Raw genomic sequence first — 14,402 nt, 5'->3', positions numbered from 1 at the left:
ACCCCACACCCGCCCCGCACGCGTGCAGGGCGTGGCAGCTCGTGGGTGGTGAGCACGGCGGTGCTGGTGTCGTTGTTGTCACTGCTGCCGATTGCGTTTGTGATCGGCGTGGCGTGGTACACCGGTTGGGCAACCATCGAGGCCATGATCTTTCGCCCGCGGGTCGGCGAATTGCTGATCAACACCGTGCTGCTGGTGCTTATCACCCTGCCGCTGTGCATCGTGCTCGGAACCACCCTGGCGTGGCTGACCGAACGCAGCAACCTGCCCGGCCGACGCTTGTGGTCAGTGCTGGCGGTCGCACCGCTGGCAGTGCCGGCGTTCGTCCACAGTTATGCGTGGGTCAGCCTGGTTCCATCGATCCACGGTCTGCCGGCCGGTGTGCTGGTGTCGGTGATCGCCTATTTCCCGTTTTTGTACTTGCCGATTGCCGCGACCTTGCGCCGTCTCGATCCGGCGATTGAAGACGTCGCGCAATCCTTGGGGCTCAAGCCGTGGGCGGTGTTCTTTCGGGTGGTGTTGCCGCAACTGCGGCTGGCGATCTGCGGTGGAGCCTTGTTGGTCGGTCTGCATTTGCTGGCCGAGTACGGCTTGTACGCAATGATCCGTTTCGACACCTTCACCACGGCGATCTTCGATCAGTTCAAGTCGACCTTCAACGGCCCGGCGGCCAACATGCTCGCCGGGGTTCTGGCGCTGTGCTGCCTGGCGATGCTCACCGCCGAATCTGCCGCCCGTGGCAACGCCCGCTATGCGCGAGTCGGTTCCGGCAGCGCCCGGGATCAGCGCAGCGTGCAACTGGGCCGTGGCGTGACAACCCTGGCGTTACTGCTGCAAACCCTGACCTGCCTGCTGGCACTCGGTGTGCCGTTGCTCACCCTGGGCCGTTGGCTGCTGGCCGGTGGCGTGCAGGTCTGGCAAGGCGACGAGTTGCTGCCGGCGCTGCTGCAGACCTTGTCTTATGGAGTGGCCGGCGCGTTGCTGACCAGTGTCGCGGCGATTCCCATTGCGTGGCTGTCGATCCGTTCTCCCGGCAAACTGCAGCGCTTGCTGGAAGGCTGCAACTACATCACCAGTTCCCTGCCCGGCATTGTCGTTGCTTTGGCCTTGGTCACCGTGACCATTCATTTCGCCCGACCGATCTACCAGACCACCCTCACTGTGCTGCTGGCTTACCTGCTGATGTTCCTGCCGCGGGCGCTGGTCAGCCTGCGCGCCGGTTTCGCTCAGGCCCCGGTCGAACTGGAAAACATTGCACAAAGCCTTGGCCGCTCGCCGATACGCGCGTTGTGGCTGATCACCGTGCGCCTGGCAGCCCCCGGCGCGGCGGCAGGTGCGGCCCTGGTATTCCTGGCAATCACCAATGAGCTGACCGCGACCCTGCTGCTCGCGCCCAACGGCACGCGCACCCTCGCCACCGGTTTCTGGGCGTTGACCAGCGAAATCGATTACGCCGCCGCAGCGCCCTACGCGCTGCTGATGATCCTGCTTTCACTGCCGCTGACGGCCATTCTCTATCACCAATCCAGGCGTACCGCTGGCCGATGAACGCTCTCGAACTGCACAACCTCAGTAAAACCTTCGGCGCGCAAAAGGCGCTCGACGACGTCAGCCTCAACGTGCCGACCGGCAGCCGCACGGTGATCGTCGGTCCCTCCGGTTCCGGCAAGACCACGCTGTTGCGGATGATCGCCGGGTTCGAGTTTCCCGACAGCGGCAGCCTCACCCTCAACGGCCAGACGCTGGTCGACCGCAGCCACGCAGTGCCGGCCTATCAACGGCAGATCGGCTACGTCCCGCAGGACGGCGCGTTGTTCCCGCACATGACGGTGGCCGCGAACATTGGCTTCGGCCTGGGGCTGACCGGTACGGCCCGCACCCAGCGCATCCTTGAGTTGATGGACAGCGTGGCCCTCGACGCGAACATGGCCAACCGTTGGCCACACGAATTGTCTGGTGGCCAGCAACAGCGGGTCTCGCTGGCCCGTGCTCTGGCGCAACAGCCAAGGCTGATGCTGCTCGATGAGCCGTTTTCCGCCCTCGACACCGGTTTACGCAGTGCCATGCGCAAAATGGTCGCACGCCTGCTCGAAGACGCCGGCGTCACTACCATTCTGGTGACCCACGATCAGAGCGAAGCGTTGTCGTTTGCCGATCAATTGGCGGTGATGCGCAACGGCCGGCTGGTGCAGTCCGGGCATCCGATGGATCTCTACCGCTATCCGGATGACGAACAGACTGCGCACTTCCTCGGCGAAGCGGTGGTCCTGCCCGCGCGAATCGAGGCGGGTTGGGCGCATTGCGATCTGGGTCAGGTGGCGGTGAACAGCAACGGCTTCAGCGGCGCTGCGCAGATCATGCTGCGCCCCGAACAATTACAGATCGCCGAAGTGGCATCTGACAGTCAAGGCTGCCATGCGCTGGTCACCGATCGTGATTTCGCCGGCAACACCTGCACCTTGACCGTTGAACTGAGCTCATCCGCGACTCAGGATCCGCCCCGTTCGATTCTGGTGCGCAGCTCCGGCATGCACGCGCCGCCCGCCGGCAGCGCGGTGCAGTTGTCGGTACTCGGTGCGGCGCATGTGTTTGGCCTGAACTGATCAGAGATCGAAGCGATCCACCGCCCGCCGCCGCTCGTTGTCATCGCGCACATCGTAATTGGCGGTGGTCTGGATGTTGCTGTGATGCGCCAGTTTCTGCGCGATCGACAGGTCGTGCTCTTCGATCACCCGAGTGATGAACGAGCGACGGAAGTCGTGGGGCATGATCTTCACCCCGACCTGCGTGCCACGCTGACGGGCGATGTAGTAGATCGCGTGTTTGGTGATGCGCTCGCGGGTGATGTGGCTGCCACGGCGAATGCGGTTGAACAGGAAGGCATCGTCGCTCTCGCCTTCCTTGAGCTGTGAACGACGCAGTTCGAGCCACGCGTCGAGTTTGCTGAACGCCCATGCCGGCGCGTACTTGATCAACTGCTTGTTGCCCTTGGCAGTGACGCACAGGCTGCGTTCGCTGAAGTCGACCTGATTCAGATCCAGGTCCACTGACTCCGACTTGCGCATGCCGGTGCCGTACAACAGCGCGATGATTGCCGCGTCACGCAGGCCCTGCGGGCGTGGGTCGGCGGCGCAGACTTCCATCAATTCGTGAATCAGCGTGCGCTTGAGATTGCGCCCCTGAGACAGCCGCGTGCCGGCGATGCCCTTGACCGAGCGCATCTTCAAAAGATGTTCCTGACTGATCAGACTCATGCGCCAGGCCTCATTCATCACCCCGCGCACCGCATTCACATACAACGAAGAAGTGTTCGGTGCGTAGTTGTCTGCGCGTAATGCAGCGACCAGTGCAACAACATCTTCCGGTTGCAAGGCATGCCAGGGAATTTCTTCGACATTCATGTCTTCAAAGCCCAGGCGATCGGCCGCATCTTGCAGCACGTAACGCATGGTCAATTGGCTGGAAGGCGCCAAACGCGCGAGGTACAGGCTCATCGGGTTGGTTTTTGGAGCGTCGGGGGTTGCAGCAACTAAATCAATCAAACGTTAAGCCTTGAGTAAAAAATGTACAGCACTACAACAACTAACAAATGCAATGTACTTGAAGTAAAGGGGGTACTTGAGCGGCACTGTCCGACAAAAAACTGCGATGGACGGCAGAAGCCTGAACAGCGGCTGTATAAGTGACAGATAAACGATTCGCCAACCGGTTTTTCATGTTCCTTTCACAAAAACCGGCATAACCTTAATTCCGATAGGTTCGGTAGTGACTATGCCCAACCTGCCGGGCAAATCGTGAAAAGTCAATCAATCCCCGACGTCATGCTTTTTTTGCCAAGTTATTGATGCAATAGCGATTTTCTGTGTCTACGCTTGAGGCTGGATCCGATAACCACGTGAATCCATGTTTATTTTTATTGTATTGAGGTGCCCATGAGTCAGGCGTTTCTCCCCTTCTCCCGCCCAAGTATTGGCGATGAGGAAATTGCGGCTGTCGAGCAGGTGTTGCGCTCGGGCTGGATCACCACGGGGCCGAAAAACCAGGCACTCGAAGAGCAGTTTGCCCAATACGTGGGTTGCAAGCATGCAGTGGCCTTGTCCTCGGCCACCGGAGGAATGCACATCACGCTGCTGGCCTTGGGCATCGGCCCGGGCGACGAAGTCATCACCCCGTCGCAGACCTGGGTCTCGACCGCCAACATGATCTCCCTGCTGGGGGCCAAACCGGTGTTCGTCGACGTCGACCGCGATACGCTGATGACCGACGCTGCGCGCATCGAGGCGGCCATCACCCCGCGGACCAAGGCAATCATTCCGGTGCACTACGCCGGCGCGGCGTTCGATCTCGATCCGCTGTATGCCCTGGCTGACAAGCACGGCATCCCGGTCATCGAAGATGCCGCCCACGCCGCCGGCACCCGCTACAAGGGACGTCACGTCGGCTCGCAAGGCACGGCGATCTTCTCGTTCCATGCGATCAAGAACATGACCTGTGCCGAAGGCGCGATGTTCGTCACCGACGACGAAGCGCTCGCCAGTCGTGTGCGCATGCTCAAATTCCACGGCCTGGGCGTTGACGCCTATGACCGTCTGACCGGTGGCCGCAAGCCGCAGGCGCAAGTGATGGAACCGGGTTTCAAGTACAACCTGGCCGACATCAACGCCGCGATTGCCCTGGTGCAACTGCAGCGTCTGGACGAAATCAACGCCCGGCGCACCGAGCTGGCCACGAGCTATCTGCAGAAGTTCGAAGGCCTGCCGGTGCAACCGCTGGCCCTGCCCGACTACGCCCAGCAACACGCCTGGCACCTGTTCATCCTGCGCATCGACAGCGAGCGCTGCGGCATGGATCGCGAAGCTTTCATGAAGGCGTTGCAGGATCAGGGCATCGGCACCGGTATCCATTTCATCGCCACCCACCTGCACACCTGGTATCGCCAGCGTGACCCCGACCTCTCCCTGCCCAACACCGAATGGAACTCGGCGCGGCTGTGCTCGATTCCGCTGTTCCCCGACATGACCGGTCAAGACCTTGACCGGGTGGTCGGTGCCATCGCTCAAATCATGGAAAAACGCCTGTGAAACCTTATCCAATCCGAAGCGTGTCGATCGTCATCCCGGTCTACAACGAACAGGAAAGCCTGCCCGAACTGCTGCGTCGGACCGAGGCGGCCTGCCGCCAATTGCACCACGACTTTGAAATCGTGCTGGTCGACGACGGCAGCCGCGACGAATCGGCGACCATGCTCGAAGAAGCCGCCGGGCGTGAAAACAGCCCGTTCGTGGCGGTCATTCTCAACCGCAACTATGGTCAACACGCCGCGATCATGGCTGGTTTCGAACAGTGCAAGGGCGACGTGGTCATCACCCTCGACGCCGACCTGCAGAACCCGCCGGAAGAAATTCCACGGCTGGTGGCCGAAGCCGAAAAAGGTTACGACGTGGTCGGCACCGTGCGCGGCAATCGTCAGGACTCGGCACTGCGCCGCTACCCGTCGAAGCTGATCAACCTTGCCGTGCAGCGTTCTACCGGCGTTGCCATGAGCGACTACGGCTGCATGCTGCGTGCCTACCGCCGCACCATCATCGATGCGATGCTCGCCTGCCGCGAACGCAGCACGTTCATCCCGATCCTGGCCAACAGCTTCGCCCGTCACACCACCGAAATCGTCGTGGCCCACGCCGAGCGTGAACACGGCGACTCGAAGTACAGCCCGATGCGCCTGATCAACCTGATGTTCGATCTGGTCACGTGCATGACCACCACCCCGCTGCGTCTGCTGAGCATCGTCGGCTTCGCGATGGCCGGATTGGGCGTGCTGTTCGCGATTGCGTTGATTGTCTTGCGTCTGGCGTTCGGTGCCGGTTGGGCCGGTGACGGCATGTTCGTGCTGTTCGCCGTACTGTTCGTGTTCACCGGTGGCCAGTTCATCGGCATGGGGCTGCTGGGTGAATACCTCGGCCGCATGTACAGCGATGTGCGCGCCCGTCCGCGTTTCTTCATCGAAAAGGTGTTGCGCAGCCAGCCGGCCGCTCCGGCGCCTGCCGTCACCGTTGATGGTCTTTCTTCTACCGCTACTTCTTCCACTTCCGATCAGGTTCTCTCATGAGTGCAAAAACTGTTGTCTTCGCTTACCACGATATTGGCTGCGCCGGCATTGAAGCACTGCTCAACAGCGGCTATGACATTGCAGCAGTGTTCACTCACGCCGATGATCCGAAAGAAAACACGTTCTATGCATCGGTTGCACAGCTGTGCGCCAACAAAGGCATCCCGGTGCACGCCCCGGAAGACGCCAACCACCCGTTGTGGATCGAGCGCATTGCCAAACTCGACCCGGACTATATTTTCTCCTTCTACTACCGCAACCTGCTGAGCGAGCCGCTGCTGGCCCTGGCCAAAAAAGGCGCGTACAACCTGCACGGTTCGCTGCTGCCACGCTATCGCGGCCGTGCTCCGGCGAACTGGGTGCTGGTCAACGGCGAAACCGAAACCGGCGTGACCCTGCACCGCATGGTCAAGCGCGCTGATGCCGGCGCCATCGTTGCCCAGCAGCGCGTTGCCATCGAGCGCAGCGACACCGGTCTGAGCCTGCACGCCAAACTGCGCACGGCCGCCAGCGACCTGCTGTGCGACATCCTGCCGAGCATGTTGCAAGGCAACATTACTGAAACCCCGCAAGACGAATCGAAAGCCACCGTGTTCGGTCGCCGCACTCCGGCAGACGGCAAACTGGTCTGGGCCAAACCGGCCGAAGAACTGTTCAACCTGGTGCGCGCCGTGACCCGTCCTTACCCGGGCGCGTTCTGCGCCGTGGGCGAGCACAAATTGATCGTCTGGAGCGCCGACGTCGTCAAGGGCAACGAAGGCCAGGCGCCAGGTCGCGTGATCAGCGTCGATCCGCTGCGCATTGCCTGCGGTCAGGACTCACTGGTGATCAACGCCGGCCAGCGCAACGACAACGGTCTGTACCTCAGCGGCCCACAACTGGCCAACGAACTGGGGCTGGTCGATGGCTCGCTGCTGCGCGGTGCCGAATCCGGTCGTGCGCCACGTCGCACTCGTGTGCTGATTCTGGGTGTCAACGGCTTCATCGGTAACCACCTGTCCGAGCGCCTGCTGCGTGACGACCGCTACGAAGTCTATGGCCTGGACATCGGCTCCGACGCCATCGACCGTCTGCGCAGCCACCCGCACTTCCACTTCGTCGAAGGCGACATCAGCATTCACTCCGAGTGGATCGAATACCACATCAAGAAGTGCGACGTGGTCCTGCCCCTGGTGGCCATCGCTACCCCGATCGAATACACCCGCAACCCGCTGCGCGTATTCGAACTGGACTTCGAAGAGAACCTGAAACTGGTTCGCTACTGCGTCAAGTACAACAAGCGCGTGATCTTCCCGTCGACTTCGGAAGTCTATGGCATGTGCCAGGACAAGAACTTCGACGAAGACAGCTCGAACCTGATCGTTGGCCCGATCAACAAGCAGCGCTGGATCTACTCGGTCTCCAAGCAACTGCTGGACCGGGTGATCTGGGCTTACGGCGCCAAGGGCCTGAACTTCACCCTGTTCCGTCCGTTCAACTGGATGGGCCCGCGTCTGGACCGACTGGATTCGGCGCGCATCGGCAGCTCCCGCGCCATCACCCAGTTGATCCTCAACCTGGTGGAAGGCACGCCGATCCGTCTGTTCGACGGTGGCGAGCAGAAGCGATGCTTCACCGACATCGCTGACGGCGTTGAAGCCCTGGCGCGCATCATCGACAACGACAACGATGTCTGCAACGGCCAGATCATCAACATCGGCAACCCGGACAACGAAGCCAGCATCCGTCAACTGGGCGAAGAGCTGCTGCGTCAGTTCGAAGCACACCCGCTGCGTCACAACTTCCCGCCGTTCGCCGGTTTCCGCGACGTGGAAAGCAAGGCGTTCTACGGTGCCGGTTACCAGGACGTGGAACACCGCAAGCCAAGCATCGCCAACGCCAAGCGCCTGCTGAACTGGGAGCCGACCGTGGAAATGCGCGAGACCATCGGCAATACCCTGGACTTCTTCCTGCGTGAAGCCATGCTCGAAATCGCGGACAAGAAGTAATGCAGGCAGGTCTTCGTATCGATGTCGACACCTACCGTGGCACCCGTGAAGGTGTGCCGCGACTGTTGGAGATGCTCGACGAGGCGCAGGTCAAGGCAACGTTTTTCTTCAGTGTCGGCCCGGACAACATGGGCCGGCATCTGTGGCGCCTGATCCGCCCGCAGTTCCTCTGGAAAATGCTGCGTTCCAACGCTGCCGGCCTCTACGGCTGGGACATTTTGCTGGCCGGCACCGCCTGGCCCGGCAAACCGATTGGCCGTGATCTCGGGCACCTGATGCGTCAGGCCCGGGACGCCGGTCACGAGGTCGGCCTGCACGCCTGGGATCACCATGGCTGGCAGGCCAACGCCGGGCGCTGGAGCGACGCGCAACTGATCGAACAGATCCGGCGCGGCGTCGACACCTTGAGCGACATCCTCGGTGAAAAGATCCAGTGTTCGGCCGCCGCCGGTTGGCGTGCGGACGAGCGCGTGATCGAGGCCAAGCAGACCTTCGGCTTTCGCTATAACAGCGATTGCCGCGGGCAAAGCCTGTTTCGTCCGCTGCTGGCGGACGGCTCGCTGGGGACTCCGCAGATTCCGGTGGACCTGCCGACCTTCGACGAAGTCGTCGGCCCGCACGTGGCGGCCAAGGACTTCAACGCCTTCATCCTCGACCGGTTCCAGCCGCAAGCACTCAACGTCTACACCATTCATGCCGAAGTAGAAGGGATTCTGATGGCTCAGGATTTTCGCCAGTTGCTGGCCGATGCACGCCAGCGCAACATTGACTTCAAACCCTTGGGCGACTTGTTGCCCGAGTTCTTCAACACCCTGCCCGTGGGCCGTGTGCAACGCGGTGTGCTCGAAGGCCGTGAAGGCTGGCTGGGAGTGCAAGGCGCATGACCAGACGCTGGGCACTGCCGCTGTTGGTCGGCCTCTGTCTGCTGGCCTATCTGTTGCCGTTGAGCACCCATGGCCTGTGGATCCCCGACGAAACCCGTTACGCACAGATCAGCCAGGACATGCTGCTCAGTGGCAACTGGGTGTCGCCGCATTTCATGGGGCTGCGGTATTTCGAGAAGCCGATTGCCGGCTACTGGATGATCGCCATCGGTCAGGAGTTGTTCGGGCAGAACCTGTTCGGCGTGCGTTTCGTCTCGGTCCTCAGCACCGCGTTGAGCGTGCTGCTGGCCTACCTGGTTGCGCGCCGGCTGTGGAACGATCCGCGCAAGAGTTTCGTCTGCGCCCTGCTCTACATGAGCTTCACGGTCGTCGCCGGTCAGGCCGGGTACGCCAACCTTGATCCGCAATTCACCTTCTGGGTCAACCTGAGTCTGGTGGCGCTGTGGTTTGCGCTCGACAGCCGCAGCACCGGGCACCGTCTGGGCGCCTGGGCGGTGCTGGGGCTGGCCTGCGGCATGGGTTTCATGACCAAGGGTTTTCTCGCCTGGTTGCTGCCGGTGTTGATCGCGTTGCCGTGGATGCTCTGGCAGAAACGCTGGCGTGAACTGTTGGTGTTCGGTCCGGTGGCGATCGCCATCGCGATCGTCGTCAGCTTGCCGTGGGCGCTGGCGGTGCACGCACAGGAACCGGATTACTGGCGCTTCTTCTTCTGGCACGAACACATCCGGCGCTTTGCCGGTGACGATGCGCAGCACGATGCACCATGGTGGTTTTACCTGCCGCTGCTGGTGGCATTCAGTCTGCCATGGGTTGGCCTGTTGCCGACCGCGCTCAAGCAGGCCTGGCAAACCCGGGCCCAGCCGAACATGGTTTTCCTGCTGTTGTGGTTGTGGTTGCCGCTGGGCTTTTTCAGCCTGAGCAACGGCAAGCTGCCGATTTACATCCTGCCGTGCCTGCTGCCATTGGCACTGCTGCTGGGCAATGCGCTGGCTGATCGCCTACGTCTGGAACAAGGTCGGGCGCTGGGGATCAACGGCCTGCTGAACCTGCTGCTGGGTGTGGTCACGCTGATCGCACTGGTTTACCTGCAATTGAACAAACCGGTGTACGACCACGAACTGCACAGTCTGGTGCTGGTGTTCATCGCCCTGATCGGCTGGATCATCGCCAACCTGGCGCAAGCGTTTCTGCCGTTGCAGTGCTGGGCGGCACCGGCGCTGGGCAGTCTGTTGCTGGCCGGGATCCTGCCGGCGGCATTGCCCAAGTCGGTGGTGGCCAACAAAACCCCGGATCAGTTCATCCGTCATCACGTCACTGAACTGTCCGGCGCCACGCATCTGCTGAGCAACGATCTGGGGGCGGCGGCAGCGCTGGCCTGGCGCATGAAACAACCGCAGGTTGCGCTGTACAACACGGTCGGCGAACTCAAGTACGGTCTTTCTTACCCGGATAGCGCTGAACGCCGACTCACCAAGAACAACGTTCAACAATGGGTACGTGAAGCGCGCCGCAGCGGCTCGGTCGGCGTGCTGATGCGCGTCAAGGGTCAGGACGAGCTCGAAGAGCTGGACCTGCTGCCCAAGGACGGTACCCGCTACGAATCGGGCAATCTGGTGATCATGGTGTTGCCCAAGGATCCGTCATGAGTTGGTTGCTGTTACTGACGGCGTGCCTGCTGACCTGCCTGGGGCAAGTCGCACAGAAATTCGCCGTCGAGAGCTGGCGCGGCGTTGAGTCGTCGTGGGCCGAGAAACTGCGCTCGCCGTGGTTGTGGCTGGCGCTGTTTTCTCTGGGTAGCGGGCTGCTGGTCTGGCTGCTGGTGCTGCAACGTCTTGAAGTGGGCATCGCTTACCCGATGCTCAGCCTCAACTTCGTGCTGATCACCCTGATCGCCCGCTTCGTCTTTCGCGAAACCATCGACCGCCGGCATTGGCTGGGCGTGGCGCTGGTGATCGGCGGCGTGGTGTTGCTGGGGCAACAGTCATGAACCAGGCACGTGGTATTGGTTTCGCCCTCGCCAGTGTGGGCTTGGTCAGCAGTGCCCAACTGGGCATGCGCTGGAGCATGACGCGCCTGCCGCAACCGGAACAATGGCTGACGGCGCTGAGTGCCGGCAGTGTCGATCTGTCGGCATTGGCGGTGGTGGTGGCGGCGATTTTCGCCTACGCCCTGTCGATGCTCTGCTGGCTCGCGGCGCTGCGCGATCTACCGCTGGGGCGGGCCTATTCGCTGCTGAGCATCAGCTATGCGCTGGTGTACCTGCTGGCGGCCAGTCTGCCGCTGTTCAACGAATCGTTCAGTTTCACTAAATCGCTGGGCGTGGCACTGGTCATGCTCGGGGTCATCACTATTAACACTCGTCCGTCTCGTGCGCCCGAATTCAGGAGTGCTCCATGAAAATCACAGTATTTGGTAGCGGTTATGTCGGCCTGGTGCAGGCCGCCGTGTTGGCCGAAGTCGGTCACGACGTCGTGTGCATGGACATCGATCAGAAGAAAGTCGAACTGCTGCGTCAGGGTCACGTCAGCATCTTCGAACCGGGCCTGTCGAGCCTGGTGCGCGAAGGCCTGGACTCCAACCGTCTGCATTTCACCTCGGATGAAAAACTCGCGGTGCAGCACGGTCGCGTCGCGTTCATCGCAGTGGGCACGCCGTCCAGCGACGACGGCTCGGCGGATCTGAAATACGTGCTGTCGGTGGGTGACGCGGTCGCGCGCCACCGTGAGCAGCCGCTGATCCTGGTGGAAAAATCCACCGTACCGGTCGGCACCGGCGACACCCTGCGTGCGCACATTCAAGCCGCGCTGGACAAGGCCGGTCGTGAGTTGCAGTTCGATATCGTCTCCAACCCGGAATTCCTCAAGGAAGGTTCGGCGGTGGCCGATTGCCGTCGTCCGGACCGCATCGTCATTGGCTGTGAAGGTGACGAAGTGCAAGATGTGATGCGCGACCTGTACGCACCGTTCAACCGCAACCATGACCGCATCATGTTCATGGATCTGCGCAGCGCCGAGCTGACCAAATACGCCGCCAACTGCATGCTGGCGACCAAGATCAGCTTCATCAACCAGATCGCCGAACTGGCCGAACACCTGGGCGCCGACATCGAGTCGGTGCGTCAGGGCATCGGTGCCGACACGCGCATCGGTTACCACTTTATCTACCCGGGCTGCGGTTATGGCGGTTCGTGCTTCCCGAAAGACATGCGCGCGCTGATTCACAGCGCCGAGCAGGCGCATTGCTCCAGCGACCTGCTGCAAGCGGTCGAAGCGATCAACGAGCGGCAGAAGCACAAGCTGTTTGACCGCATCAACGCGTTCTACAAGGGCGACCTGCGCGGCAGGACCTTCGCCCTGTGGGGCCTGGCGTTCAAGCCGAATACCGACGACATGCGCGACGCACCGAGCCGCGTACTCCTCGATTCGCTGTTCGCCGCCGGCGCCAGCGTGCGCGCGTTCGACCCGGAAGCGATGCAGGAAACCCAGCATCTGTACCCGAACGAAGAAAAACTGATGCTGATGGGCACCCCGGAATCGGTGCTGGCGGGTGCCGATGCGCTGATCATCTGCACCGAATGGCAGCAGTTCAAGGCGCCGGATTTCGACCTGATCCAGCAACGGCTGAAAGCCCCGGTGATCTTCGACGGGCGCAACCTGTACGACGCAGATCGTCTGGCGCGCAACGGCTTCAAGTACTTCCCGATCGGCCGAGGTGATTCGCGCAAACTGCCGATGCCGCTGCAGCAATGGTCTGACAAAGCGGCCGTGGCTTGATCACGTTGTCGCCTGTCATCCGCCGGCAGTCCCTGATCGCAGGGCTGCTGGCACTGCTGTTGTTTATCGCCGGGGTTTACGGACAGGCGCCCATAGGCTTCGATTCACGCTTCGTGTTGTTTGCCCAAGAGATGTTGAGGCATGGGCCAACGGTATTCCCGACCACTTACGGTGAGCCGTACGCCGACTATTCGGCGCTTTCGACGCTGTTCATCTGGTTGTTGTCGCTGCCCTTTGGCGCGGTCGACACCCTCACGGCATGGCTGCCGAGCGCCATGGCCGGTGGCGTGATCGTGACATTGATGTACCGCTTGCTGGCGGTGCATTCGCAGCGCTGGGCGTTGATCAGCATCGCGCTGTTGATGCTCACCAGCACCTTCGTCACCGAAGTGCGCGCCGTGTCGCAAGACCTGATGCTGGCTGCCGTGGCGCTGTCAGTGTTTTACCTGGGTTACGCGCACGACCACTTCGGCTCGCGCCGGCGCTGGCCGCTGATCTTTGTCCTGTTGTTGCTGGGCTTCGGTATTCGCGGGCCCATAGGTTTGGTGGTGCCGACCGGCATGCTTTGCAGCTACTACTTGCTCAACCGCGAGTGGCAACGCCTGTTGGTGTTCGGCGTGCTGGCGTCTATCCTGCTCGCTGCGTGCGTCGGCCTGCTGCTGTGGCTGGCCAGACTCAGTGGTGGCGAAGCGTTCCTGCAAGACGTGATCCGCATGCAGTTCATGGGGCGCATGGACGGCAGTGAAGGCGTCAGCGGTTCGTTGTATTACTTCACCAGTTCACTGGGCAACTACGCACTGGCGTATCCGCTGGCGATCCTGGCGTTGGCGGCGACCTGGCTGAGCAAACCGCATCAGCGCGGGCCGGCCTTGCGCCTGGTGCAATATTGCGCCGCCGCCGGGCTGATCGTCATGGTTGGCCTGTCGATTCCACAGGCGAAGAAGGCGCGTTACCTGCTGCCGATGTTGCCGATGGTGGCGATCATCGCGGCGTACCCGTTCCAGGTGCTGCACGGTCGGGTGTTCCGCGTATTGCGTGGGGTGATTCAAGGTATCTGGCTGGTGACGCCGGGGCTGTTGATGGTGGCCCTGCTGGTTGCCAAACGCCGCTTTCCCGAGCAGCTCGACGGTCTGACCGCGGTGCTGATCGTGCTCGGCGTTCTGCAATTGCTCGCGTTGTTGCGTCTGATGATCCCGCGCTGGCGTGCCGAAGTGTTGGCGCTGTGCTCGGTATTGGCCTTGTGGACGGTGTATGCCGCGGTGTTCGAACCGGTGGAGCGACGTCTGTACGACACGCAGGCGTTCAGTCGTGCTGCCTTCGCGCAGGTGCAGCAGAACCCGGCCCCGCTGGTGCTGCACGGGATGGGTAAAGACGCCAAGGCGATCAAGTTCATGGTCAACGTCGAGCAGGATCTGCAACCGCAGTTCACCGAAACGGTGCAGCAACTCGAAGCCCTCAAAGGCCCGGCATGGCTGATGATGGACAGCAAGGATCTGCCATCGCTGCAAGGTACCTCGCTGGCCAGCCTGCAACCGGTGCTGACCGGGCGTTTCGACAAGAACGATTACGTGCTGTTGTATTTGAAGCCCTTGTAGGAACTGATTGAGGCTGCGATCTTCTGCGCTTTCAGGAAAAAGATCGCAGCCTG

12 protein-coding genes are annotated in these 14,402 nt (G+C 61.6%); 11 read left to right on the top strand and 1 reads right to left on the bottom strand.

Annotated elements, in window-relative coordinates:
* The first annotated feature begins 45 nt into the window (after positions 1–45).
* Both BW33_RS26680 and BW33_RS26675 read left to right on the top strand, forming a co-directional pair.
* Positions 46–1,548, top strand: a complete 1,503-nt coding sequence (locus BW33_RS26680) for an ABC transporter permease (protein WP_081794273.1) — start codon at positions 46–48, stop codon at positions 1,546–1,548.
* Positions 1,545–2,603 carry an ABC transporter ATP-binding protein gene (locus BW33_RS26675; RefSeq protein ID WP_047602427.1) on the top strand — a complete coding sequence of 353 codons (1,059 nt, stop codon included), beginning with the start codon at positions 1,545–1,547 and terminating at the stop codon, positions 2,601–2,603. The genes BW33_RS26680 and BW33_RS26675 overlap by 4 nt, the downstream gene beginning before the upstream one ends.
* Here the strand turns inward: BW33_RS26675 and BW33_RS26670 are convergent, their stop codons facing one another.
* Positions 2,604–3,494: a site-specific integrase gene (locus tag BW33_RS26670; protein ID WP_027611947.1), complete on the bottom strand. Its 891-nt coding sequence runs from the start codon at positions 3,492–3,494 to the stop codon at positions 2,604–2,606.
* Between the two features lie 438 nt (positions 3,495–3,932).
* On the opposite strand from BW33_RS26670, the gene arnB reads away from it, so the two are divergent.
* The 9 genes from arnB to BW33_RS26625 are packed head-to-tail and all read left to right on the top strand — an operon-like array spanning position 3,933 to position 14,349.
* A complete protein-coding gene (arnB, locus tag BW33_RS26665) occupies positions 3,933–5,081 on the top strand; it encodes a UDP-4-amino-4-deoxy-L-arabinose aminotransferase (RefSeq protein ID WP_047602422.1) in 1,149 nt (382 codons plus the stop codon).
* Complete coding sequence (gene arnC / locus BW33_RS26660; protein WP_047602419.1) at positions 5,078–6,109, top strand: undecaprenyl-phosphate 4-deoxy-4-formamido-L-arabinose transferase; 1,032 nt, start codon at positions 5,078–5,080, stop codon at positions 6,107–6,109. Before arnB ends, arnC begins: the two co-directional genes overlap by 4 nt.
* The gene (gene arnA, locus BW33_RS26655; RefSeq protein WP_047602416.1) at positions 6,106–8,097 is read left to right on the top strand and encodes a bifunctional UDP-4-amino-4-deoxy-L-arabinose formyltransferase/UDP-glucuronic acid oxidase ArnA; all 1,992 of its coding nucleotides are present in this window, start codon (positions 6,106–6,108) and stop codon (positions 8,095–8,097) included. The genes arnC and arnA overlap by 4 nt, the downstream gene beginning before the upstream one ends.
* On the top strand, positions 8,097–8,981 hold the full coding sequence (gene arnD, locus BW33_RS26650) for a 4-deoxy-4-formamido-L-arabinose-phosphoundecaprenol deformylase (protein ID WP_047602412.1): 885 nt from the start codon (positions 8,097–8,099) through the stop codon (positions 8,979–8,981). The genes arnA and arnD overlap by 1 nt, the downstream gene beginning before the upstream one ends.
* Complete coding sequence (gene arnT / locus BW33_RS26645; RefSeq protein ID WP_047602408.1) at positions 8,978–10,627, top strand: lipid IV(A) 4-amino-4-deoxy-L-arabinosyltransferase; 1,650 nt, start codon at positions 8,978–8,980, stop codon at positions 10,625–10,627. The genes arnD and arnT overlap by 4 nt, the downstream gene beginning before the upstream one ends.
* Complete coding sequence (arnE, locus tag BW33_RS26640) at positions 10,624–10,968, top strand: 4-amino-4-deoxy-L-arabinose-phosphoundecaprenol flippase subunit ArnE (RefSeq protein ID WP_047602405.1); 345 nt, start codon at positions 10,624–10,626, stop codon at positions 10,966–10,968. The genes arnT and arnE overlap by 4 nt, the downstream gene beginning before the upstream one ends.
* Positions 10,965–11,378, top strand: coding sequence for a 4-amino-4-deoxy-L-arabinose-phosphoundecaprenol flippase subunit ArnF (arnF, locus tag BW33_RS26635; RefSeq protein ID WP_047602402.1), 414 nt, complete (start codon positions 10,965–10,967; stop codon positions 11,376–11,378). The genes arnE and arnF overlap by 4 nt, the downstream gene beginning before the upstream one ends.
* Positions 11,375–12,754 carry a UDP-glucose dehydrogenase family protein gene (locus BW33_RS26630; protein ID WP_047602400.1) on the top strand — a complete coding sequence of 460 codons (1,380 nt, stop codon included), beginning with the start codon at positions 11,375–11,377 and terminating at the stop codon, positions 12,752–12,754. The genes arnF and BW33_RS26630 overlap by 4 nt, the downstream gene beginning before the upstream one ends.
* Positions 12,751–14,349: an ArnT family glycosyltransferase gene (locus BW33_RS26625; protein WP_047602396.1), complete on the top strand. Its 1,599-nt coding sequence runs from the start codon at positions 12,751–12,753 to the stop codon at positions 14,347–14,349. Before BW33_RS26630 ends, BW33_RS26625 begins: the two co-directional genes overlap by 4 nt.
* Positions 14,350–14,402 lie beyond the last annotated feature (53 nt).

The organism is Pseudomonas sp. RIT288 (genome assembly GCF_000631985.1).
Taxonomy (GTDB): Bacteria; Pseudomonadota; Gammaproteobacteria; order Pseudomonadales; family Pseudomonadaceae; genus Aquipseudomonas.
This window is presented reverse-complemented; position numbering and strand designations above follow the sequence as displayed.

Coding starts and splice junctions, on each gene's coding strand:
- BW33_RS26675 (WP_047602427.1), top strand. CDS start 1,545: ATGAACGCTCTCGAACTGCACAACCTCAGTAAAACCTTCGGCGCGCAA.
- BW33_RS26670 (WP_027611947.1), bottom strand. CDS start 3,494: ATGAGCCTGTACCTCGCGCGTTTGGCGCCTTCCAGCCAATTGACCATG.
- arnB (WP_047602422.1), top strand. CDS start 3,933: ATGAGTCAGGCGTTTCTCCCCTTCTCCCGCCCAAGTATTGGCGATGAG.
- arnA (WP_047602416.1), top strand. CDS start 6,106: ATGAGTGCAAAAACTGTTGTCTTCGCTTACCACGATATTGGCTGCGCC.
- arnD (WP_047602412.1), top strand. CDS start 8,097: ATGCAGGCAGGTCTTCGTATCGATGTCGACACCTACCGTGGCACCCGT.
- arnT (WP_047602408.1), top strand. CDS start 8,978: ATGACCAGACGCTGGGCACTGCCGCTGTTGGTCGGCCTCTGTCTGCTG.
- arnE (WP_047602405.1), top strand. CDS start 10,624: ATGAGTTGGTTGCTGTTACTGACGGCGTGCCTGCTGACCTGCCTGGGG.
- arnF (WP_047602402.1), top strand. CDS start 10,965: ATGAACCAGGCACGTGGTATTGGTTTCGCCCTCGCCAGTGTGGGCTTG.
- BW33_RS26630 (WP_047602400.1), top strand. CDS start 11,375: ATGAAAATCACAGTATTTGGTAGCGGTTATGTCGGCCTGGTGCAGGCC.